14 protein-coding genes are annotated in these 22652 nt (G+C 73.8%); 4 read left to right on the top strand and 10 right to left on the bottom strand.

Annotation, left to right across the window (positions count from 1 at the left end):
- Positions 1-1131: carboxyl transferase domain-containing protein (locus GCU69_RS34085; RefSeq protein WP_328630020.1), on the bottom strand; the 1131-nt coding region annotated here is incomplete at its 3' end.
- A gap of 467 nt (positions 1132-1598) precedes the next feature.
- On the opposite strand from GCU69_RS34085, the gene GCU69_RS25875 reads away from it, so the two are divergent.
- Together GCU69_RS25875 and GCU69_RS25870 are read left to right on the top strand one after the other, a co-directional pair.
- The gene (locus GCU69_RS25875) at positions 1599-2960 is read left to right on the top strand and encodes a PP2C family protein-serine/threonine phosphatase (protein WP_156207323.1); all 1362 of its coding nucleotides are present in this window, start codon (positions 1599-1601) and stop codon (positions 2958-2960) included.
- A gap of 362 nt (positions 2961-3322) precedes the next feature.
- A complete protein-coding gene (locus GCU69_RS25870; RefSeq protein WP_156207322.1) occupies positions 3323-4330 on the top strand; it encodes a lytic polysaccharide monooxygenase auxiliary activity family 9 protein in 1008 nt (335 codons plus the stop codon).
- A gap of 481 nt (positions 4331-4811) precedes the next feature.
- On the opposite strand, the gene GCU69_RS25865 is transcribed toward GCU69_RS25870, so the two are convergent.
- The 7 genes from GCU69_RS25865 to GCU69_RS32820 all read right to left on the bottom strand — a co-directional run bounded on the left by GCU69_RS25865 (position 4812) and on the right by GCU69_RS32820 (position 17297).
- Positions 4812-5819, bottom strand: a complete 1008-nt coding sequence (locus tag GCU69_RS25865) for a DNA polymerase Y family protein (RefSeq protein WP_156207325.1) — start codon at positions 5817-5819, stop codon at positions 4812-4814.
- A gap of 257 nt (positions 5820-6076) precedes the next feature.
- Positions 6077-9847: a DNA polymerase III subunit alpha gene (locus GCU69_RS25860; protein ID WP_156207321.1), complete on the bottom strand. Its 3771-nt coding sequence runs from the start codon at positions 9845-9847 to the stop codon at positions 6077-6079.
- Between the two features lie 362 nt (positions 9848-10209).
- A complete protein-coding gene (gene argG / locus GCU69_RS25855) occupies positions 10210-11655 on the bottom strand; it encodes an argininosuccinate synthase (RefSeq protein WP_098751159.1) in 1446 nt (481 codons plus the stop codon).
- Between the two features lie 185 nt (positions 11656-11840).
- The gene (locus GCU69_RS25850; RefSeq protein WP_098751160.1) at positions 11841-12917 is read right to left on the bottom strand and encodes a S1 family peptidase; all 1077 of its coding nucleotides are present in this window, start codon (positions 12915-12917) and stop codon (positions 11841-11843) included.
- A gap of 592 nt (positions 12918-13509) precedes the next feature.
- A complete protein-coding gene (locus GCU69_RS25845; protein WP_156207324.1) occupies positions 13510-14382 on the bottom strand; it encodes a slipin family protein in 873 nt (290 codons plus the stop codon).
- A gap of 182 nt (positions 14383-14564) precedes the next feature.
- On the bottom strand, positions 14565-15464 hold the full coding sequence (locus GCU69_RS25840) for a S1 family peptidase (RefSeq protein ID WP_098751161.1): 900 nt from the start codon (positions 15462-15464) through the stop codon (positions 14565-14567).
- Positions 15465-16052: 588 nt separating this feature from the next.
- Positions 16053-17297, bottom strand: coding sequence for a DUF5685 family protein (locus GCU69_RS32820; protein WP_170315934.1), 1245 nt, complete (start codon positions 17295-17297; stop codon positions 16053-16055).
- A gap of 218 nt (positions 17298-17515) precedes the next feature.
- On the opposite strand from GCU69_RS32820, the gene GCU69_RS25835 reads away from it, so the two are divergent.
- Entirely contained in the window at positions 17516-17956 is a 441-nt protein-coding gene (locus GCU69_RS25835; RefSeq protein ID WP_156207320.1) for a cell division protein SepF, read from the top strand.
- A gap of 44 nt (positions 17957-18000) precedes the next feature.
- On the opposite strand, the gene GCU69_RS25830 is transcribed toward GCU69_RS25835, so the two are convergent.
- Both GCU69_RS25830 and GCU69_RS25825 read right to left on the bottom strand, forming a co-directional pair.
- Entirely contained in the window at positions 18001-19188 is a 1188-nt protein-coding gene (locus tag GCU69_RS25830; RefSeq protein WP_098751164.1) for an acyl-CoA dehydrogenase family protein, read from the bottom strand.
- A gap of 137 nt (positions 19189-19325) precedes the next feature.
- Complete coding sequence (locus tag GCU69_RS25825) at positions 19326-21065, bottom strand: MFS transporter (RefSeq protein ID WP_098751165.1); 1740 nt, start codon at positions 21063-21065, stop codon at positions 19326-19328.
- A 483-nt stretch (positions 21066-21548) separates the two neighbouring features.
- On the opposite strand from GCU69_RS25825, the gene GCU69_RS25820 reads away from it, so the two are divergent.
- On the top strand, positions 21549-22592 hold the full coding sequence (locus GCU69_RS25820) for a phosphatase PAP2 family protein (RefSeq protein WP_235978707.1): 1044 nt from the start codon (positions 21549-21551) through the stop codon (positions 22590-22592).
- Positions 22593-22652: the final 60 nt, after the last annotated feature.

Here is a 22652-nt window from a genome sequence, read left to right as displayed (position 1 = left end):
GGTGCCCGGCGGCGGGGCGGGCGTCTCCGACTGCCGGGCGGGCGTCCCGGACGGGGACGCAGGCGCCTCGGACGGGGACGCAGGCGCCTCGGGGGCCTTCGCGGGCCCGGCGCCGGGTCCCGGGGCGCGCTCCCCGCCCGCCGGCCCGGTGCCTGTGCCGGCGTGTGTGCCGGCTCCCGCGCCGTCATCCGGGCCGAGGTCCGCACTGATGTCCGTGCCGGCATCCGCACCGGCGCCGTCGGCAGCAGGGACGACGGCGTCCGCGCGGACGCCCGCGCCGCTGCCCCTGCCCGTGCCACCGGCTCTGCCACCGTCCGTGCCACCGGCTCCGCCACCGTCCGTGCCGCCGTTCCCGCCCCCGTCCGTGCCGCCGTCCGTGGTCACTGACGCGCCGGCCGGATCCCCGCTGCCGGTGACCGCCCGGCCGGGCGGGGCCACGCGGGCGCCACCGTCCGAGAGGACGTCCAGCGCCCGGGCCACCACACCCGGCAGCTCCCCGGCGGGCAGCACCGCGTCGACCAGGCCGTTGGTCAGGAGGTTCTCCGCGGTCTGCACGCCTGCCGGGAACTCCTCGCCGTACAGGGCCCGGTGCACCCGCGGTCCGAGGAAGCCGATGAGCGCGCCCGGTTCGGCGGCCGTGAGATGGCCGAGCGAACCCCAGGACGCGAGCACACCGCCGGTCGTGGGGTGCCGCAGATACACCAGGTACGGCAGCCCGGCCGCCTTGTGGTCGGCGATCGCGGCGGTCACCTTGACCATCTGCACGAAGGCGACCGTGCCCTCCTGCATGCGGGTTCCGCCGGAGGCGGGCGCGGCCAGCAGCGGCAGCCGCTCGGCGGTGGCCCGCTCGACGGCCCGTACCAGCCGTTCCCCCGCCGCGACACCGATCGACCCGGCCAGGAAACGGAACTCACAGGCGACGACGGCCACCCGGCGCCCGCGGACCCGGCCCTCGCCGGTGATCACCGACTCGTCGAGCCCGGTGCGCTCGCGAGCCCGGGCCAGATCCTCCCGGTAGCGGCCGTCCTCGTACGCGATCTCCACGGGCTCGTCCCAGCTGCGCAGGCTGCCGGGGTCGACGACGGCTTCGATCAGGCGCAGGGCGGGGCTGAGATCGCTCGGTGCGGTCATGGGCACAGCGTGTCACGCCTGCCGGTCCGCCTTCCACGCACCCGCGACCAGCCGCCCCCGCCGCCTCCACCCCACCCGCGACCCGACGCCACCCGCCGCCTCCACGCGCCCGGCCGCCGCCACCCACCACGTTCCACACACCCGCGGCCCGCCGCCTGGACGCGCCCGCAGGCCGCCGCCACCCGCCGTATTTCACACACCCGCGGCCACCCGCAGCCCACCCCCGGCCCACTGCCTCCACACGCCCACGGCCCACCGCCACCGCCTCCTTCGCTTCTCCCGCCGCGGCGCGCGGCCTCGTGGCCCCGTGGCCCGCCGCCTCCCGCCCGGTCCGGGTTCCGCCGCCGGTGCCTTCGGGGCGCGCACGGCGCGCCCGGCCACCCATTCGGACGGTAATTCAGCGTTCCGCGGCGAAAAGGGCCGAAGGTGGAGCGACGGGTTCCGGCAGGAGGAGAGGCGGAGGTTCGGTGGACGGAGCGGAACGGGCGCCGGGAGAACCGTCCGGAAAACCGGAACCCCGGTCGCTGCTGCACCTCCCGCTGGGCGAGGACCTCGACCGCATCAGCGAACAGCTGCACTCGCTGGCCCGGGCGCAGAAGAGGCTGCAGAGCCTGCTGGAAGCGGTCATGAGCATCGGCAGCGAGCTGGAGCTGCCCACCGTGCTGCGCCGCATCGTCAGCACCGCGATGGAGCTGGTCGACGCCCGCTACGGGGCCATGGGGGTGCTGGAGGAGCGCGGCGAGCTGCTGGCCGAGTTCATCCCGCTGGGGCTCAGTTCCCAGGAGCTGTCCGACCTGTCGGGGATCGAGCTGCCGAGGGGCCGCGGCCTGCTGGGCCATCTGATCCGGCACCCCGACCCGATGCGGATCCAGGACATCTCGCACCACCCCGGGTCGGCCGGTTTCCCGCCCGGCCATCCGCCGATGCGGAGCCTGCTGGGTGTCGCCATCGGGGTCCGCGGCCGGATCTACGGCAACCTCTACCTCACGGAACGGCGGGACGGACAGCCCTTCGACGAGCACGACGAGAGCGTGGTCGTCGCCCTGGCCGGCGCCGCGGGCATCGCCATCGAGAACGCCCGCCTCTACGAGCAGGTCCGCAACAGCGCCGAACAGTTCCAGCGCCTGCTGCTGCCGCGCCTGCCCGACCTGCACCCGTTCGACAGCGCGGCCGTGTACCGGCCCGCGAGCGCCCCCGGCCACCTGGGCGGTGACTGGTACGACGCCCTCACCCTGTCCGACGGGTCCTGTGTCGCCGTCATCGGTGACGTCGTCGGGCACGACATGCCGGCCGCGGCGGCCATGGCGCAGACGCGCAGCATGCTCCGTGCCATGGTCTACGACCTGCGCACCCCTCCCAGCGCGATCCTCGACCAGCTCGACCATCTGCTGCTGAGCATCAACGAGAACCCGCTCACGACCCTGTGCCTGGCCCGCATCGAACCCGACGACCAGTCCTGGAACCTGCACTGGAGCTCGGCCGGCCATCCTCCGCCGCTCGTGGTCCCACCGCACCGGCCGGCCCACTACCTCGGCACCGACCCGGGGCTGCCGCTGGGTGTGGAACCCGGTCTCCCCCGCCCCGACCACATCCACCGTCTGCTGCCCGAGACCACCGTCCTGCTCTTCACCGACGGCCTCGTGGAGCATCCGGAACGCTCCCTCGACGAGGGCCTGCTCGCCGTGGCCGAGACCGCGACCAGGCACGCCGGGGCGTCACTGGACGACCTGTGCGACGCCCTGATGGAACACCACCCGGGCGACGGGCACGACGACATCGCCGTGCTCGCACTCCGCACACCGGCTCCGCAGGCGTACGGTCAGCGCTGAGCGCCCGTCACGAGCCCTGTGCCCGGGTCCGCTCCGCGCCTTCGCGGTGTGCTCCGGCACCGGCCGCTTCCGGCTGCCGCCGCCGTGCGCGGGCAGCCGTCCGCCGCTCCGGCACCGCCTTCCTGTGGTCCCGCTTAGCGTCGCCTTAACGGCGCCATAAGGATCGGCTCCACCCCGTCCCAGCAGGGCGTTCACGGGTTCCGCGGGGCTAGCGTGCTGTTCGCCGGACCGGGGTGGCGCCCGTCGTCGGCGCCGCACTCAGGGGGGCGGCGCCGGTGATGCGCGCCCCGGCTCCGTACGTCCCCCGCTTCCGTGTTCACGCCCGGGAGCCGCATCGCGCAACCGTGTAAGGAGCCCCCACGATGACCGTACGTCGCAAGGCCGCCGGGATCGCCGTCATCGGTGTCGTGCCGCTGGCGCTGACACTGCTCTCCGCCACACCCGCTGCCGCGCACGGCTCGATGACCGACCCGGTCAGCCGGGTGTCCGCCTGCTTCGCCGAGGGACCGGAGAGCCCCGACTCGGCGGCCTGCAAGGCGGCCGTCGCGGCCGGCGGCACCCAGGCGCTGTACGACTGGAACGAGGTCAACATCCCGAACGCCGCCGGGAAGCACAAGGAGATCATCCCGGACGGCAGGCTCTGCAGCGCCGGCCGGGACAAGTACCAGGGGCTCGACCTGCCGCGCGCCGACTGGCCCGCGTCGGACATGACCGCCGGGAAGCACACCTTCCACTACAAGGCCACCGCCCCGCACCGGGGCACGTTCGAGCTCTACATCACCAAGGAGGGCTACGACCCGTCCCAGCCGCTGAAGTGGTCCGACCTGGAGGCCGAGCCGTTCGCGAAGGTGACGGACCCGCAGCTGTCGGGCGGTGAGTACGTCTTCGAGGGCACCGTGCCGGAGAGGTCCGGGCGTCATCTGGTCTACAGCGTCTGGCAGCGGTCGGACAGCCCCGAGGCGTTCTACACCTGCTCGGACGTCACCTTCGGGGGCGGGAACGGGGCCGCGGCGAAGGCTCCCGAGGCGGCCGCGCCGGACGAGCGGCAGATCGAGGCCGCCACGGAGAAGTCGACCGTCAGCCACGGCGGGCACGGCGGCGACGAGCACGCGGCCCACGGTTCCGGTGACGGGCACGGTGACAAGGACGCGGCGGCCCCGGCGGACGAGCCCGCCCCGGCGGACCCGGCGGCCGGCAACGCGCCCGCACCCGCGGGCGGCGAACCGGCCCCGGCCGACGAGGAGCTGGCGCAGACCGGGGGCGACAGCAGCACCACGCCGATCGCGGTCGGCGGTGCGGCCGTGGTGGCGGCCGGTGCGGCCGTCATGATCGCCGCGGGACGCCGGCGGGCGGCACGGCAGCGGATCTGACCGGGGCCGGTTCGGCGTCGGCGGGCACGTCCGGGGCCGCCCGCGGTCCCGCACGGCAGCCCGGGCCCGGCCACAGGCCGCGGCCACAGGCCGGTTGCGGCCACAGGCCCGTTTCGGCCACAGGCCCGTTTCGGCCACAGGCCGGTTGTTCGGCAACAGGCCGGTTCTGCCACGGCAAGCCCGGTGCCGCCCTCGCGCTACGGCGGGGCGGCACCGGGCTGCTGTACGGGCTGGCCGTACAACAGCCGTGGTCGTTCCGGGGCCCCGGTCGCGCCGGTACGGCAGGGGGCCCGGTCACACCGGTGTGCCGCTCCCGGTCACGCCGCTGCCGGAGCCGGTCGCACGCGCCACCGCCGGAGCCCGGCCGCACGCCGCGCCGGGCACCGGTCACACACCGCGCCCGGGCCCGGTCACGCCGCTGCCGGAGCCCGGTCACAGGCTGCGCCAGGGGCACCAGTCGCACACCGCGCCGGGGGCCCGGTCACGCCGCCGCGCCGCGCCGGCCGAACGCCGACGCCGGGCGGACCGCCGCCGCGCCGAAGCGGGCACGCGCCCGGTCCGTGACGGCCTCGACGCGGCGGGACTTTTCGTCCGCCGGGTCGAACGTCAGCTGGTGGGCGGCGGATGCGGCGTCCGTCAGGTCCTCCGCGCGCAGCGCCACCGCGCGCACCCGGGCGCGTTGCAGGCCGAGCGCCCCGTGCAGGGCGTACGCGGCGTCGGTGAGCGCCGGACTGTGCGCGGTCGGCTCCGGCAGGGTACGGGTGCGGGTGGTCGTGGATCGGTCGGCGTAGCGGACGGTCAGGGTCAGGGACCGCGCCACCAGGCCGTCCGCGCGCAGCCGGATGCCCAGTTCGTGGGCGAGCGTGAGCAGCGCGCGGCGGCGCTGCCCGGGGTCGAGTTCGTCGCGCTCGAAGCGGTGTTCGGCGCCGGTGGAGCGGGCGGGGGCGTTCGGGACCACGGGGGTGGGGTCGATGCCGTGCGCCTGTTCGTACACCCGCCGTCCGGTGGAGGCGCCCAGGATGCGCTGCAGGGTCGCGCGCGGTGCGGCGGCGATCCGGTCGACGCTGTCCAGACCGTACGTGCCGAGGGCGCGCGCGGTCGCCGGGCCGACGCCGTGCAGTCCGGTGGCGGGCTTGCGGGCGAGGAAGCCGGTGACGGCGTCGGGGTCGGCGGGGACGGTGCGGATCGCCTCGGCCGTCCCGGGCGGCCCGGCCACCGGCCCGTCCTGGGCGGCCATCCGTGCGAGCAGCGGGTTGGCCGCCACGCCGATGGTGCAGTCGGTGCCGTAGCGGGCGAGGGCGCGCACCCGTACGAGCGCCGCGATCTCCGCCGCGTCCCGGCGGAAGTAGCGGAGCGCGCCGCGCACGTCGGCGAGCGCGGCGTCGGGCGGCAGGGCCTGCACGACGGGCGTGAACTCGGCGAGCAGCGCGCGCAGTCCGTCGTAGACCTCCGCACCGGGCGGTTCGCCGTCGGGGCCCCGGAACCGCAGGTACAACACGTGCGGCGGCTCCTCCGTGCGCCCCGCGGCGCCACCGTTCCTCCCCCGCCCGGCCGTCTCCGGCCCGGCGTCCTTCCGCCCGGCTTCCTCCTGCCCGGCCGCTTCCTGCCCGGCCGCCTGCTGCCCGGTCCTCCCCGGCCCGGCCCTCTCCGGCTCGACCGCCTCCTGCCCGGCCCTCTCCGGCTCGACCGCCTCCGGCACGACCGCCTCCTGCCCGGCCGGCTCCTGTCCGGTCCTCTCCCGCCCGGTCACCGGCCCGCGCTCCCCGGACTGGAGTGCCACAGCTTGCGGCCGGTGGCCGCGCCCTCGCCGGCCGGGCGGAGGTCGGACCACGGGTGCATCTCGTAGCCGGTGGGCAGCTGGATGCGGCGTCCGTTGACCCCGGCGGCGGCCGCGTCCTCCGGGGCGGCGCCCTCCGCGGGCTCCCCGCCGTCCTCCGTGCGCTCTCCGCCGTCCGCGGTGCCCTCCGGTTCGGCCAGCCGTTCCGCCACCGCCCGCAGGCCGCCCTCGCGGCGCAGTTCGGCCAGCTCCGCCAGGTTCCAGGCGCGGGTTCCCACCACGGTGAGGCTGCGGGCGCCGCGTCGCTCCACGGTGCCGCGGACGAGCAGCAGCCAGGAGTGGAAGACGGTGTGCGCGCAGGCGGCGTGGCTGTCCTCGAAGAAGGTGCAGTCGGCCAGGCCGGTGCCGTCGTCGAGGGTGGTGAAGATGATCCGGCGGCCGGAGCGGATGGCCGGGGTCTGGGTGGCGGCCTTGGCGCCCGCGACCAGGACGGTCTCGCCGTGCCGGGCGGCGCGCAGCCGTTTGGCGGGGGTGGCGCCCAGCTCCTCCAGGAAGGCGGCGTGATCGGTCATCAGGTGCCGGGAGACGTCCATGCCGAGGACGCCGAGTTCGGCGCCGGTGCGCTCTGCGGCGTCGAGGTCGGGCAGCCCGGCGGGTTCGGCGGCCGTCACCCCGGCGCCGTCCGGTCCGGCAGCGGCGTCCAGCGGAAGCTGGCCCGTGTGCGCGGCGGGGTCCTTCTGCCTCCGGTGCAGCTCGGCGATCCGGAGCAGCAGGTCCCGGCGGTTGCCGCCGAACGCGTCCAACGCGCCGACCTGGGCGAGCCGTTCGGCGACGGGCCGGCCGGGCCGGGCCCGGCGCCACAGGTCGAGCAGCGAGGCGTACGGCTGTCCGGCCTCGATCCGTCCGGTCTCGGCCTCGCTGATGCCGTGCACATCGCTGAGGGCGAGCCTGATCCCGTACCTCTCCCCCTCCTTCTCCCCTTTCTTCCCCTTTTCGCCAGACACCAGTTCGATTCGATAAGCGGAGCCCGACCGGTTCACGTCCAGCGGCAGCACCGGCACCCCGCGCCGCCGCGCGTCCGCCAGCAGCAGCCGCTTCGGGTACATGCCCGGGTCATGGGTGAGCAGCCCGGCGTAGAAGGCCGCCGGGTGGTGGGCCTTGAGCCAGGCGGACTGGTAGGTCGGCACGGCGAACGCGACCGCGTGCGCCTTGCAGAAGCCGTACGAACCGAACGCCTCGACGATCTCCCAGGTGCGGGCCACCACCTCCGGCGCGTAGCCGCGCCCCGCCGCCTCGCGCGCGAACCAGGCGCGCACCCGCCCCTGCCGCTCCGGGGCGGACAGCGCGCGCCGCGCCTCGTCGGCGAGCCCGCGGTCGCAGCCCGTCATGACCGACACGATCCCGATGACCTGCTCGTGGAAGACCACGACGCCGTACGTCTCGCGCAGCACCGGCTCCAGGTCCGGATGCGGATAGCGCGGCGCGCGGCGGCCGTGCCGGGCCTCGATGAACGGGCGCACCATGTCGGCCGCGACCGGCCCCGGCCGGAAAAGCGATATGTCGACCACGAGGTCGTGAAAGGTGGCGGGCTGCAGCCGGCCGACCAGGTCGCGCTGCCCCGGCGACTCGATCTGGAAGCAGCCGAGCGTCTCGGTGGACTTGATCAGGTCGTACGTCGCCGGGTCGCTCATGGGGGCCGCCGGCCGGCCCGTCTCCGGCGATGCCCCGCCCGTCTTCGCCGATGCCTCGCCCGCCTTCGGTGAGGCCCTGCCCGTCTTCGGAGAGGAGGGGCCCGACACCAGGCCGTCCAGGTCCACCCGCTCCCCCGACGCCCGTTCGATCTCGGTCACCGCGTGCGCCATCGCGGACTGCATCCGCACCCCGAGGATGTCGAGCTTGAGCAGCCCCAGCTCCTCGACGTCGTCCTTGTCGAACTGCGACATCGGAAAGCCGCCCGCACCGGCGACCCCGCCGCTCGCGCCGCTGCCCGCGCTCGTGACCACCGGGGTGCGGTCGCGCATCGAGACGTCCGAGAGCAGCACCCCGCACGGGTGCATGGCGATGCCGCGCGGCAGCCCGTCCAGGGCCTCGACCAGCTCCCACAGCCTGCCGTACCGGTCCCGCTCGGCGGCCACGGAACGCAGCTCGGGCAGTTCGTCCAGGGCCGCGCGGGCGTCCCGGGCCCGGATGTGCGGGAAGGCCTTGGCGAGCCGGTCCGTCTCGGCGGGGTCCATGCCGAGGGCGGCGCCGACGTCGCGGACCGCGTGCCGCACCCGGTAGGTCTCGGGCATGGCGACGGTCGCGACCCGGTCGGCGCCGAAGCGGTCGAACACCGCGCGGTAGACGTCGAGGCGGCGGGCGGACTCGACGTCGATGTCGATGTCCGGCAGCGCGGCCCGGCGCTCGCTGAGGAAGCGCTCCATCAGCAGGTCGTGCTCGACCGGATCGGCGTTCGCGATGCCGAGCAGATGGTTGACCAGGGAGCCCGCGCCGGAGCCGCGCGCGGCGACCCGGACGCCGAGCGCCCGGGTGTCGTCGACGACCTGGGCGACGGTGAGGAAGTACGAGGCGAAACCGAGCCGCTCGATGATGCGCAGCTCGTCCTCCAGCCGTTCCCAGCGCCGCCGGTCCCGGTCGTGGCCGCGCAGCACCATGCCGGCGGCGCAGCGGGACCGCAGCACCCGGTCGGCGGTGCGCCGCCCGGCGCCCACCAGGCGCGGTTCGGGGAAGTGCACGGTGCCGAGCCCGATGTCGTCCTCGGGGTCGACCAGGCACGCGGCGGCGGTCCGTTCGGTCTCGGCGAGCAGGCGGTGGGCGGCGTCACGGCGGAAACCGGCGGCCTCCGCGATCCGACCGGCGGTCTCCGCCATGCCGTCCGGGTCCTTGAGCCAGCGTTCCCCGCTGTCGAGGGAGCCGGGCTTGCGCGGGTCGACGGGCACGAGGCGGCGGGCGGCGTCGAGGACGTCGGCGACCGGGCCCTGGCCGGGGTCGGCGTAGCGCACGGCGTTCGTCAGCACGGCCGGTACGCCCTGCTCGGCGGCGAAGCCGAGGGTGCGGGCGGCCAGCCGCAGCGATCCCGGCGCCGTGGTGCCCCTGGCCTCGCCGGGGCGTCGGTGGTGCACCACCTCCAGCCGGAGCGCGTCGCCGTAGATCTCGCGCCAGGGGGCGAGCAGCCCGGCCGCCCGGTCGGGGCGGCCGGCGGCGAGCGCGCGGCCGACCTCCGAGCCCGGCCCGAGGAGGACGGTCAGCCCCCCTTCCGCCACCGCGGAGCGTTCGAGGTCGGGCCGGTGCAGCAGGGGGCGCTCCCCGCCGTCCGCGTGGGCGGCGGACACCAGCCGGCACAGGGCGGCCCAGCCCGCCGCGCCGTCCCGGGCCAGAAAGAGCGCGCGGGGCGCGGACTCGTCGATGAACGCCCCGCCGCGGACCGGGGAGCGCCGGCGCACCGCGCCGGGGTGCGCGCCGTCCGGCCCGTGCGTCGCCGCGCCGCTCCGGGCGCCGCTACGGGCAAGCGGAGAACGCAAGGATTCGGCCACGGCCAGGTTCGCCCCGAACACCGGCCGGACTCCCGCCCTCGCACATGCCCTGGCGAACCGGACCGTCCCGGCGAGGGTGTCCCGGTCAGTCAGGGCGACGGCGTCCATGCCGCGCTCGGCGGCGCGCTCGGCCAGCCGTTCGGGGTGCGTGGCTCCGTAGCGCATGGAGAAGCCCGAGACGGTGTGCAGATGCGTGAACCCGGACATCCGCACCTCCTGTCTCACCCGCACCCCCTGGCTGACCTGGCCTCTCCACCCCCACTACCACCATAAACCAATCTTCGAACGTTCGTACGATTGAGGGCTCGGCGGGCCTTCCCGGGCCACCGGGCACCTCACCCCGCACGCAACCGGTCCCCGCAACCGGCCCGTCCCGGAAAGCGGCGGTATGCCACCCGCTCCCGGCGGACAGCGGAGGGTCCCGCCACGCGGGCGCCGGGCGGCACCGGGCGGACACGGGGGCGAAGACCGGGCCGGGACCGGACACAGGGGAACATTTCGGCCAACGGGAGAAGGCCGGCCTTCTCCCGCGTGTGCACGGACGCCGGGCCCACCGCCCGGCAGTGCGGTCAGTCCGTGCCGGACTCCATCGCGGCACGGTCCAGCCACTCGTCGTCACCGGAGACCTCGCCGCGGGAGGCGATGGCCTCGGCGCCGCCCTCCGGCATGGCGCCGATCAGCCCGGTGGAGGCCGCCTGGGCGGCGCCGACCGCGGTGCTGACGGCGCCGATCAGGCCGAGCCCGGCATACTGTTCGAGCTTGGCGCGGGAGTCGGCAATGTCGAGGTTCCGCATGGTGAGCTGGCCGATCCGGTCCACCGGTCCGAACGCCGAGTCCTCGGTGCGCTCCATGGACAGCTTGTCCGGGTGGTAGCTGAAGGCCGGGCCCGTGGTGTCGAGGATCGAGTAGTCCTCGCCGCGCCGCAGCCGCAGCGTCACCTCGCCGGTGACGGCGGCGCCGACCCAGCGCTGCAGCGACTCGCGCACCATCAGCGCCTGCGGGTCCAGCCAGCGGCCCTCGTACATCAGCCGCCCGAGGCGCCGTCCCTCGTTGTGGTACTGGGCGAGGGTGTCCTCGTTGTGGATCGCGTTGACCAGGCGCTCGTACGCCGCGTGCAGCAGGGCCATGCCGGGCGCCTCGTAGATGCCGCGGCTCTTGGCCTCGATGATCCGGTTCTCGATCTGGTCCGACATGCCCATGCCGTGCCGGCCGCCGACGGCGTTCGCCTCCATCACCAGGTCCACGGGGGAGGCGAACTCCTTGCCGTTGATCGTCACCGGGCGGCCCTGGTCGAAGCCGATCGTCACGTCCTCGGCGGCGATCTCGACCTCGGGGTCCCAGAACCGCACCCCCATGATCGGCTCCACGGTCTCCACGCCGGTGTCCAGGTGCTCCAGCGTCTTGGCCTCGTGCGTGGCGCCCCAGATGTTGGCGTCGGTGGAGTACGCCTTCTCCGTGCTGTCGCGGTAGGGCAGGTCGTGGGCGATCAGCCACTCCGACATTTCCTTGCGGCCGCCCAGCTCGGTCACGAAGTCCGCGTCCAGCCAGGGCTTGTAGATCCGCAGGCGCGGATTGGCGAGCAGGCCGTACCGGTAGAACCGCTCGATGTCGTTGCCCTTGAAGGTCGAGCCGTCGCCCCAGATCTGTACGTTGTCCTCGAGCATCGCCCGGACCAGCAGGGTGCCCGTGACGGCGCGGCCGAGCGGTGTGGTGTTGAAGTAGGCCCGCCCGCCCGAGCGGATGTGGAACGCCCCGCAGGCGAGCGCGGCCAGGCCCTCCTCGACCAGCGCCGCCCGGCAGTCGACCAGGCGTGCGATCTCGGCACCGTAGGTCTTCGCGCGGCCGGGCACCGAGGCGATGTCGGGCTCGTCGTACTGACCGATGTCGGCGGTGTAGGTGCACGGAATGGCGCCCTTGTCGCGCATCCACGCGACCGCGACGGAGGTGTCGAGCCCGCCCGAGAAGGCGATGCCGACGCGCTCGCCGGCGGGAAGGGAGGTGAGGACCTTAGACATAGGAAGAGTATGCATCCTCACGCATGATCATGCAAAGTCCGCTGCCTGTGGTGGTTCCGCCCCGCCCGGCACCGCGGCCCGCCGGCCGGGACGGCACCGCCGCACCACGCCCCGGCCCCCGGACACCGTCGCGGGTGTCCGGGGGCCGGGATCCGCCGTGGGGGGGCGGGTGAAGCGGTGGTACGTCAGCCGATCTCGGCGCCGAACGCGGAGAGCGCCTCGGGCACCGGCTGGAAGAAGGTCGTGCCGCCCGAGGAGCAGTCACCGCTGCCGCCGGAGGTCAGACCCAGGGCCGTGCTGCCCGCGAAGAGCGAGCCGCCGCTGTCGCCCGGCTCGGCGCAGACGGTGGTCTTGATCAGACCGGAGACCGAGCCCTCCTGGTAGTTGACGGTCTCGTTGAGGCCGGTGACCTCGCCGTCGTGCACCTGGGTGGTGCTGCCGCTGCGGGTCACGGTCTGGCCGACGGTGGCCTCGCCCGCCCCGGTGATCTGCTGGGTGCCGCCGCCGTAGAGGTTTACCTCGCTCGGGGCGTCCACACCGGAGCTGTACTTCACCAGGGCGAAGTCGTCACCCGGGAAGCTGGAGTCCTCCATGGTGCCGATCTCGGCGCCGCCCGAGGAGTCGGACCAGGAGCTGCCCGCGTCGCCGCAGTGGCCGGCCGTGATGAAGGCGGGCTCGCCGCCGACGGTCACGTTGAAGCCGAGCGAGCAGCGCGCGCCGCCGCTGTAGATCGCGTCGCCGCCGGAGGCGAACGGCTTGAACTCGCCCGCGACCTTCTCGACGGTGGCCTTGCCGTCGAGGCCCTTCACGACCTTGTTGAGCTTGTCGAGCTTGGCGCCCTTGACGGTCTCGTCGGCCGTGACGACGACCTTGTTGCTCACCGGGTCGACCGACCAGGACGTGCCCGGGATGGTGGCCTCGGCCTTGAGCGTCTCCCGCGCCGAGTCCAGCTCACCGAGGGTGTGCTGAACGATCTTCGCGACGGCGCCCTTGGCCTTGACGTCCTCGGCGTCCGCCTCGTCGACCACGTTGACGACGAGCTGCTTCGCGTCGGCGTCGTAGTAGGTGCCGGCGGCGCCGTCACCGAGGTCGGAGAGGAGTGTCGTGGCGAGCTTCTCCGCCGAGGCGATCGACAGGACCTCGGGAGTGGGCTCGGGCGGGGCGGCGTTGGCACTGTTCAGCGTGAGCCCGCCGGCCACCAGGGCCGCGATGCCGGCTGCCGCTATGGCGGTACGCCGCTTCGTAATGCGTCGGTGCTTCAAGTTGAGACCTCCTGTGGGGGGTTGGGCCCCGGGTGCTGTGGGGAGCGTCGGGCCCGGAGGACATGCGTGCGCGTCGCACAAGGACATAACTACCAAAAAGGAGTCGCGTCCATGCCAACAAGCGGGGCCGAGTATTCCGACGGATCGAGGGAGGCCACAAGGTAATTTTCAAGACTCACACACGAGAGACGAAAACGTGATCGGCCGCCTGCCCGAACGGTCACCGCGCAGGTGGAAACGTCACAACTCACGGAAAGTCCCAGAGCAAACACTCAGGGCGATGAAAATGCCTGTCCGGAAACCGTCCTCGGCTTACCGGAATTCGAGAGACCGCGCCCGCTTACTGGTCGTTCTCCGAACGGTCCGCCGGCCCCGCGGCGGTTCGCGGAACGACGCCCGGAGGGCAGAGCGGCGCCCCCCGGAAGGGCATGCGGAAAGCCCCGCGGCGCCCTGCGGAAGGACGCGCGGAGCAGGACTTACAAACTCCCGGCCTGCGGAATCCCGGTCTGCGAAGTACCGGTCCGCGAAGTACCGGCCTGCGGGGTCCCGGTCCGCAGGCGGTCACCCGGTGATCAGGGGCCTGCGCCGGGGGCTACCGGTCATCGGCCCCGGCCCCGGGCGGGGCCTGGGACGAGGGCTGGGACGGGGCCGGCGGCGAGGGCTGCCGGTCCGGGGCCTGCTGGGCGGAGACCTCAGGGGAGGTGTTCTGCGCCGCCCGCTCCAGGAATCTCAGCAGTTCCACCGGGAACGGCAGCACCAGCGTCGAGTTCTTCTCGGCCGCGACCGCCACCACGGTCTGCAGCAGCCGCAGTTGGAGCGCCGCCGGGGTGTCCGACATCTGCTTGGCGGCCTCGGCGAGCTTCTTCGACGCCTCGAACTCCGCGTCCGCGTTGATGACCCGGGCCCGGCGGTCCCGGGCCGCCTCCGCCTGCCGGGCCATGGAGCGCTTCATCGTCTCCGGCAGCGACACGTCCTTGATCTCGACCCGGTCGATGCTCACGCCCCACTCGACGGCCGGGTTGTCGATCATCAGCTCCAGCCCCTGGTTGAGCTTCTCCCGGTTGGAGAGCAGATCGTCGAGATCGCTCTTCCCGATGATCGAACGGAGCGAGGTCTGCGCCATCTGCGAGACCGCGAAGCGGTAGTCCTCGACCCGGATGACGGCGTCGGCCGGGTCCACCACCTTGAAGTAGACGACGGCGTCGACCCGCACCGTCACGTTGTCCCGGGTGATGCCCTCCTGCGCGGGCACGGGCAGCGTGACGATCTGCATGTTGACCTTCCGGAGCCGGTCGACGCCGGGAACGATCAGCGTGAACCCGGGGCCGCGCACCTGGTCGCGCAGCCTGCCGAGCCGGAGGACCACACCGCGCTCGTACTGCTTGACCACCCGGGCCGCCGACACGAGGTAGACGGCACCGCCGGAGAGCGCCACCGCCCCCGCTGTCACCAGCTCTTCCAACATCACGGCCACCTGCCGTCCGTATCGCGAGCGATGCCCCGCCAAGGGTGCTGTTGTCCACGATAGTCCCGTACGGCGCGGCTGTGGAGTGGTGCGGTGGCCGCGTTCCGGCCCGAGCACGGATGGGCCCCCGCCCGGTCGACTCGGGCGGGGGCTCGTCAGCCTGCGGGTACCGGCCGTATCGGTCAGTAGACGCTGACGCCGTACGCGCTGAGCGCCTCGGTGACCGGCTGGAAGAAGGTCGTACCGCCGGAGTTGCAGTCGCCGCTGCCGCCGGAGGTGAGACCGATCGCCGTGCTGCCGGAGCGGAGCGAACCGCCGCTGTCGCCCGGCTCGGCGCACACGTTGGTGCGGATCATGCCGTAGACGATGTCACCGCTGCCGTAGTTGACGGTCGCGTTCAGGCCGGTGACGGAACCGCTGTGGGTGCCCGTGGTGCTGCCGTGCCGGGTGACGGACATGCCGACGCTGGCGTTGCCGGCGCCCGTGATGTCCACGCCGCCCGCGGTGCCCGGGTGCGAGACGGAACCGTCGTAGCGGACGAGCCCGTAGTCGTTGGTGGGGAAGCTCGACCCGACGGTCGGGCCGATGAGGGTGGAGCGGCCGGAGTTGCTGTACCAGTTGCCGGCGCCGTCGGTGCAGTGACCGGCGGTGACCATGTAGTACGTGCTGCCGCTGCGCACGTTGAAGCCGGCCGAGCAGCGCCAGCTGCTCGCGTAGATGGCGTCACCGCCCGCCACGTACTTCTGGAAGGTGCCCTCGGTGCGCTCGATCTGGAGGGCGCCGGCGTTCGCACCGGCTTCCTTCTTTATCTTCGCTATCTCGCTCTTGGAGACCCGGTCGTCCACGGTGAGGACGACGGTTCCGGTCTCCTTGTCGACGTGCCAGGCGGTGCCGGCCACATCGGCGTCGAGCACGGCGTCGCTCGCCTTGGTGAGCTGGGCGGCGCTGAAGACGGCGGCGGTGTCGGCACTCGCGCTGCCGGCCGGGATGGAGACGGCTGCTGCCGCCGCCAGGCCTGCCGCGGCCGCGATCAGCCGGGTGCGTCTCGCCACGCCGTGGGGGGTGGTGCGCTTGATCCTCACTCTTCCTCCAACAGAAGAATCGGGGGTCCGCTTGGGGTGGGCGGTCCCGTGAGGCGCAGTCAGGCAGCACTCCGGATTCCGGATACGCCGTGCCCCTGACAAGCGCTGTGGGGAGTATTCGGGGGGCTCACAACGCTTCACAAGGGCGCCTTTCGGCCGTGCCCGGGCATGACGAAGGGCCCCGGTGGCCTGGGGCCGCCGGGGTGGGCACTCCGCTTCTGCTGCCGTTTCGACGCACCGGCACGCCGACCGGTTCCCGCCCCGGGGACACGGCCGGACAGCGGTCCGCCGCCGGGCCGCCGCCGCCCCGGAGAACCCCGCGGGCCAGGGCCGGTTCGCGGTACGGGGCGGGAATCCGCCGTCCGCCGGAGGGGTGCGCCGCTTCCGGCCGCCGCCTCCTCCGCCCGACCGTGCGGCCGGGCGGGAAGGCGCCCCGGGGCGGGGCGGGCCGTTACCCGGGCCCGGCAGCCGAATCCGCCCCCGTGGCCCCTTCCGCCCGACAGCACAGTGGCCGAAAATCGACCATCGGCTTCAATCGGTTTACTCGGGAGTTGAGTCAATCCCCCGGACGGGTCGTGCGAGCGCCGCTCAGCAGTCGCAGCCGCAGCCGCCGCAGCCGTCACAACCATCACAGTTGCAGCAGTTACAGCAGTCGCAGCAGTCACAGGCGTCGGAGCAGTCGCACTGGTGGCAGCAGCCCTCGCGCCGCTTGCCGTGCACCCACGGGTCGTCGTAGGTCTCCCGGCAGCACACCTGGCCGGTACAGCAGAGTCCGGCCAGTACCGCGCAGCCGGCGATCGCGCCGCGCCTGCGCCACGGACCGCCCGGACCGGGAAGACCGGGAAGACCGGGAAGACCGGGGAGACCCGGCCCGGGCGCCCCTCCGCCCGGCACGGAAGGTGCCCGGCCCGGCGGCGCCTGGCCCGGCGGCGCCTGGCCCGGCGGCGCCTGGCCCGGCGGCGCCTGGTGCGAGCAGCGCTCCGCGCCGAAGACCCGGTCGACGGAGCGGGCCGGTTCGTGGGCGAGCAGGACGTGTGCCAGCGCACCGTTCGTGAACTCGGCGTCCCTCAGCGCGAGCCGTATGCCGCGCACCGCGTCGTCACACAGCCGACGTGCCTCGGCGAGGTCCGTGCCGGTGGCCGTGAGCGGATTCCACGCGCCGGAAGCGGCGTCCTGCCGGAGGTCCTCGACCGCGTCGAGCAGATGCGCGAGCCGGCCGAACAGCCGTCCCGCCTCCCGCAGCGGCCCGGCGTTGCCGGGGCGGCCCGCGAGCACCGCCGTGTGGCCGAAAGCCGCCGCGGTCGCCGACTCGGTGGGTTCGGTGATCTCCAGCAGCGGGGTGCCGGGGCCGGCCGCCGCCTCGACGCCGGCCTGTCGCTCCACCGCCCGGACCAGCACCGCCGTGTCGAAGCCGAGGTCCGCGCCGCTCCGGGCGCCCGCCCGGTCCCAGCCGCCGGCCACCCGTCGCGCCGCGGCCGCCACCGGGCGCCGGGCGAGCAGACCGTCGCCGTCGGCGACGTGGTCGCGTATCTTCGCCGACGCCAGCACCAGGGAGACCGTGGCCGCCAGCCGGGCGCCGTCGCCGGTGGCGACCGGCGCCGTGCGCATGCCGCGCAGCGGGCAGGGGCCCGCGGTGCGCCGCCGGCGGCCGGAGGGTTCCGCCTGGGCCTCGGCCAGCACGGAGACGATCAGGCCGTCGTAGTTCGTGGCCACCCGGGCGAACTGGCCGTGGTCGCCGCGCAGGGCGAGACAGAGCCCGCACAGATGGGCCGTCCAGCGGGCGTGCAATCCCCCGGACAGCCGATGACGGCACGGCCTGATGATTCCGAACACCTATCCCCCGTTGCTCTGTCCAGGCGTGATGGACGCTCCCGCATGCTATCGGGCCGTCAGCCTTCCCCTCGTGTCGAAAGTCTGATGAGCTTTTAAGCGTTCTGCACCAGTACCGTCACGAAATACGTGTGCGAGGGGTATCCGCTTGGCGCATCATCAGCATCATGGACGACCATAGGAGGGCGGACAGCACGGACCGCGTGTGAGAGGAGGCGTTCATGGGATCGGTGCGCAAGGCGAGTGCATGGCTGGGGCTTGTCGACGAGAACGATGACGAGCGCTACTACGACGACGACTACACCGAGGGGCCCGAGCCCCGTGACGTCTGGGTGACCGATCCGCGCGTCCGGGTGGCCGAGGAGGCGGCGCAGGAGCAGGGCCGCCGGATCGCCACGATCACGCCGGACGGCTTCCGCGACGCACGCGCCATCGGCGAGCTGTTCCGGGAGGGCGTCCCGGTGATCGTGAACCTCACGGCCATGGACCCCTCGGACGCCAAGCGCGTGGTCGACTTCGCCGCCGGGCTGATCTTCGGGCTCCGCGGCTCCATCGACCGGGTCGCCACCCGCGTCTTCCTGCTCACGCCCTCCGACTACCGCATCGTGAGCGGTGAGGCCGCCGGCCGGACGTCGGACGGCGGCTTCTTCAACCAGAGCTGAGGCGGGCGCTCACCGTATCGGGTGATCACCGGGCCGCCGGGCCGTCACCTGAAGGCGTCGATTCCGGTGAGCGCCTTGCCCAGCACCAGCTGGTGCATTTCCACGGTGCCCTCATAGGTGAGCACCGATTCCAGATTGGTGGCGTGCCGCATCACCGGGTATTCCAGCGAAATCCCGTTGGCGCCCAGGATCGTGCGGGACGTGCGGCAGATCTCGATGGCCTCCCGCACATTGTTGAGCTTGCCGAAGCTGATCTGTTCCGGGCGCAGCTTTCCGGCGTCCATCCGGCGGCCCAGATGATGGGCGAGCAGCACGCCCTTGTGCAGTTCGACGGCCATGTCGGCGAGTTTGGCCTGGGTGAGCTGGAAACCGCCGATGGGCCGGCCGAACTGCTCGCGGGTCCTCGCGTAGTCGACCGCGGTCTCGAAGGACGAGCGGGCGGCCCCCATCGAGCCCCAGACGATGCCGTAGCGCGCGTGGCTCAGGCAGCTGAGCGGCCCCTTGAGGCCCGTGACCGCGGGCAGTACGGCGTCCGCGGGCAGCCGTACGCCGTCGAGCACCAGCTCGCTGGTCACCGAGGCCCGCAGGGACCACTTGTGCTTGATCTCCGGTGCCGAGAAGCCGGCGGTGTCCGTGGGGACGACGAAGCCGCGGATGCCCTCGTCCGTCCGCGCCCAGACGACGGCGACGCCGGCCACCGAACCGTTGGTGATCCACATCTTGCGGCCGTCGAGCACCCAGTCGCCGCCCGGCTCCCGCCTGGCGCGGGTCCGCATGTTCCCCGGGTCCGAGCCGTGGTCCGGTTCGGTGAGCCCGAAGCAGCCGATGACCTCGCCGGACGCCATGCGCGGCAGCCACTGCTCCCGCTGCTCCTCCGATCCGAAGCGGTGGATGGCGTACATCGCGAGGGAGCCCTGCACGGAGACGAGCGAGCGGATGCCGGAGTCGGCCGCCTCCAGCTCCAGACAGGCCAGGCCGTACTGCACCGCGCTCGCGCCCGCGCAGCCGTGGCCGTGCAGGGACATGCCGAGCGCGCCGAGGCCGCCGAGTTCGCGGGCCAGCTCGCGGATGCCGGGCAGCTCTCCCCGCTCGTACCAGTCGGCGATGTGCGGCAGGACCCGGTCCGCCGCCCAGCGGCGCACCGTGTCGCGCACCGCCAGGTCCTCCTCGCTCAGCAGATCGTCGATGCCGAGCGGATCCGCCGGGTCGAACGCGGGCAGGGATGCGGACATGGTGCGGCCCTCCAGGGTGCGGCTCGGGGCCGCCGGGCCGGATGCCGTGCCGGTTCCGGGCGGCCGCTGCGATCATCCGACGCTACGGCTCGGTAACCACCGCTGTCCAGGGCCGCCCGGCACGGAAACGCGGCAGGTCAGCGGGTGGCGGCCGGCTGGACCCGGCGTTCGCGGCCCGGCAGCCGCGCTTCCCGTCCGGGGCGCCGGGCCGGGGGCACCGCGGCGGCGTCCCGGCCGGTCCCGTCCGCCTCGCCGGTCTCCGCCGTCCCTCCCGGACCGGCCGGCGGGCCGGCTGGCGGGCCGGCCGCCTCGTCCCCGGCGCACTCCATGCGCCGGGGCAGCCGCAGCGCCGCCGCGGCACCCAGCAGCAGAAGCAGCGCGCTGACCGCCAGGGTGATGTGCAGCCCGTGCACGAAGGCGTCGCGGGCGGCCTCGCGCAGCGCGGCCCCGGCCGGGCCGCCGAGCCCGCCCGCTATGTCGTAGGCCTCACCGAGCGAGTGGCCCGCGGCGGCCGACGCGTGGGCGGGCACCCCGGGGACGGTGGACACCCCCGGTGCGTAGACGGCGTTCATCACGGTGCCGAGCAGGGCGATGCCGATGCCCGCGCCCAGCTGGTAGGAGGTCTCGCCGATGGCGGCGGCACCGCCGGCCTGATCGGCGGGGGCCTCGCTCAGCATCGACTCGTACGCGCCGAAGAGCGTCGTCTCCAGGCCGAAGCCGAGCAGCAGGAAGCCCGCGGTCAGCAGCCCGGGCCGGTCGTGCTCGCCCATGGACACCAGCGACAGCACGGCCGCGGCGGTGACCGTGAAGCCGAGCACGACCATCGTCCGGGGGCCGAGGCGCTGCAGCATCCGGGAGCCGAGCAGCCCGGCGGCCATCGCGGAGACGGTCAGCGGAACCATCCGCAGCCCGGTCTCCAGCGGGGAGAACCCGAGGACGAGCTGGAGGTACTGGGTCGCGATGAGCTGGAGCCCGACGAGCGCGAGCATCGCCAGCACGATGCAGCCCACGGAGGTGCCGAAGGCGGGCCGGGAGAACATCCCCAGGTCGATCAGGGGGTGCTTACGGTTCCGCTGCCGCCGTACGAAGAGGTACAGCAGCAGCACACCGGCGGCCAGCGGCGCCGTCGTCACCGGATCGGCCAGTCCCTCCCCGCCCCCGGCGCGCTTGACCCCGAACACCACGCCCGCCAGGCCGAACGCGGCCATCAGCGCGCCCAGCACGTCCCACGGCCCGTCGCCGTCACCGGTGGACTCCGGCAGCACCCAGCGGCCGACCGGGAGGCAGACCGCCATCAGCGGGATGTTGATCAGGAAGACCGAGCCCCACCAGAAATGCTCCAGCAGCAGCCCGCCGAGGAGCGGGCCGACGGCCGCGCCGACGGCGGCGACAGCGCTCCAGATGCCGATGGCGAGGGCGCGCTCACGGCGGTCGGGGAAGACCTGCCGGAGGATCGAGAGGGTGGCCGGCATGATCATCGCTCCGCCGACGCCCAGCAGGGCACGGGCGGCGATGAGGACCTGCGCGCTGTCCGCGCAGGCGGCGACGGCGGAGGCCAGGCCGAAGATGCCGTAGCCGAGGAGCAGCACCCGGCGGCGTCCGACACGGTCGCCGAGGGTGCCGAAGAGGATCAGCAGCGACGCGGCGACGAGCGGGTAGGCGTCGACGATCCAGAGCAGCTGCACGCCGTCGGGCCGCAGGTCCTCGCTGACGGCCGGGACGGCCACGTGCAGCACGGTCGCGTCCAGGGCGACGAGCAGCAGGCTGACGCAGAGGACCAGCAGCACGGCCCAGCGGCTTCCGCCGGCGCCCGTGCCGCGCCGATGCCGAGGAACGTCCGCCGCCCGGTCTCCGCGGGCCGTGGTCGTTCCGGACATGTACGCACCTCCAGTGTTGCCCTCGCGCTCGGGCGGGCTCCGGGCAGGATCCGGTCCCGGCAGACCTGCTTCGTGAGACGAGTGAGTCGTCAGGGTACGCGAGGGAGGCGGGTGGTCATGTGGCCAGCCTCACTTCCGGCGGCCGGCGGCCCTCGCGCGCGGCCGGCCGCTCACTCTCCGCGACCGCCGGGCGAAGCAGCAGGTCCCGGTCGTACGCCCCGGCGGAACGGATCCGTCCGCCGGGGCCCGGCCCGGGGGTAACCGGATACGGACCGAGAATTCCCGGCTACTTCCGGGTGAACGGATTGGGTAGCCTCAAGAAACGCTGATTATCGGTGGCTTCGAATTCGCTCGGACACGCTCTCCCATTTTGACGGAACGTCCGAATTAAACTTCTCGATGAGGCCAACTCCACATCACATCGTCATCACGAACCCGCCCGGCCGACCGGGTTCGCCGCTCACCCCCTGTAACGTCGATTGAGTGCGTACCGACCGAATCCTCGCCCGGCTCGAGCAGGAGCCCGAGCGACCGAGCGACCGCGCCGTCCCGCGGATGAGCCGAACACGCAAGGTGTTGTTCGGTTCGGCCGTGGGGTTCTACGCGGCGATCGTCTTGGCCGTTTTCGTGAGCGATCGGCTAGTCCGTCTCGACTGGCAGGTCATGCTCTTCCGGCCCTACAAGCAGTGGCCGGAGCTGCACGCCGCCCTCGACTACTTCGTGGTGCTCGGGCAGCGGGGGCCGACGGCCGTTCTGGTGGCCGCGTGGCTGGGCTGGCGCTCGTGGCGGCAGCGCACGCTGCGGCCGCTGCTGGCCCTGGGCGCCGCGCTGCTGCTGCTCAACAGCACCGTCGGCGCCGTGAAGTACGGCCTCGGGCGGCTGGGGCCGCACTACGCCACGACCGTGGGATCCGACGAGATGTTCGCCGGCGGCGACATATTTCCTTCGGGTCACACCGCCAACGCGGTCGTGACCTGGGGCATCCTGGCCTATCTCGCCACCACGCAGCGGGCCCGCCGGGTGCTGTCGCTGGTGGCCGCCGGCTTCGCGCTGGGGGTCGGGGCCACGACGGTCTATCTGGGCACCCACTGGGTGAGCGACGTGCTCCTCGGCTGGACCGCCGGTCTGCTGGTCCTGCTGGCGCTGCCCTGGTGCGAACCGCTCATCGCCTGGGCGAACACCTGGCTGCTGGACTGCCGGGACCGTCTCCGGGAGGGCCGCAGGCTCGCCCCGCCGCCGTTCCCGCCGGTCGGGATCCGCCGCCCGTCGGCCCCGCCGCAGCCCGCGGGAGCGCGGGACGAGCAGCCCGCGCCGGTGCGTGAGCCGGTGGGGGCGGGCGCCCGCGCCGGTGCGCCCCGGGCCCCGGAGCCCAGACCGCACCACCCGCCCCGCACGTACACCGTGCGCTCCGAGCGCACCCCGGTCACCCCGGGCGGCAGCCGCAGACCGCCGCAGTCGGACCGCTCCGCGCGCAGCACGCCCGCGCCGGCCGTCCCGACGGCGCAGCGCGGACGCGCCGGCGGCTGACCCCGGGCCCGTACCGGAAGCGGTACGCACCACCGCCACGCGAACGACGGCGGCCCTCCC

The sequence above is a fragment of the Streptomyces lycii genome, from assembly GCF_009735685.1.
Taxonomy (GTDB): domain Bacteria; phylum Actinomycetota; class Actinomycetes; order Streptomycetales; family Streptomycetaceae; genus Streptomyces; species Streptomyces lycii.
Note: the sequence above shows the minus strand (reverse complement) of the source record. Positions and strands in the feature narration are given on the sequence as shown.

Coding starts and splice junctions, on each gene's coding strand:
- GCU69_RS25870 (WP_156207322.1), top strand. CDS start 3,323: ATGACCGTACGTCGCAAGGCCGCCGGGATCGCCGTCATCGGTGTCGTG.
- GCU69_RS25860 (WP_156207321.1), bottom strand. CDS start 9,847: ATGTCCGGGTTCACGCATCTGCACACCGTCTCGGGCTTCTCCATGCGC.
- argG (WP_098751159.1), bottom strand. CDS start 11,655: ATGTCTAAGGTCCTCACCTCCCTTCCCGCCGGCGAGCGCGTCGGCATC.
- GCU69_RS25845 (WP_156207324.1), bottom strand. CDS start 14,382: ATGTTGGAAGAGCTGGTGACAGCGGGGGCGGTGGCGCTCTCCGGCGGT.
- GCU69_RS25835 (WP_156207320.1), top strand. CDS start 17,516: ATGGGATCGGTGCGCAAGGCGAGTGCATGGCTGGGGCTTGTCGACGAG.
- GCU69_RS25830 (WP_098751164.1), bottom strand. CDS start 19,188: ATGTCCGCATCCCTGCCCGCGTTCGACCCGGCGGATCCGCTCGGCATC.
- GCU69_RS25825 (WP_098751165.1), bottom strand. CDS start 21,065: ATGTCCGGAACGACCACGGCCCGCGGAGACCGGGCGGCGGACGTTCCT.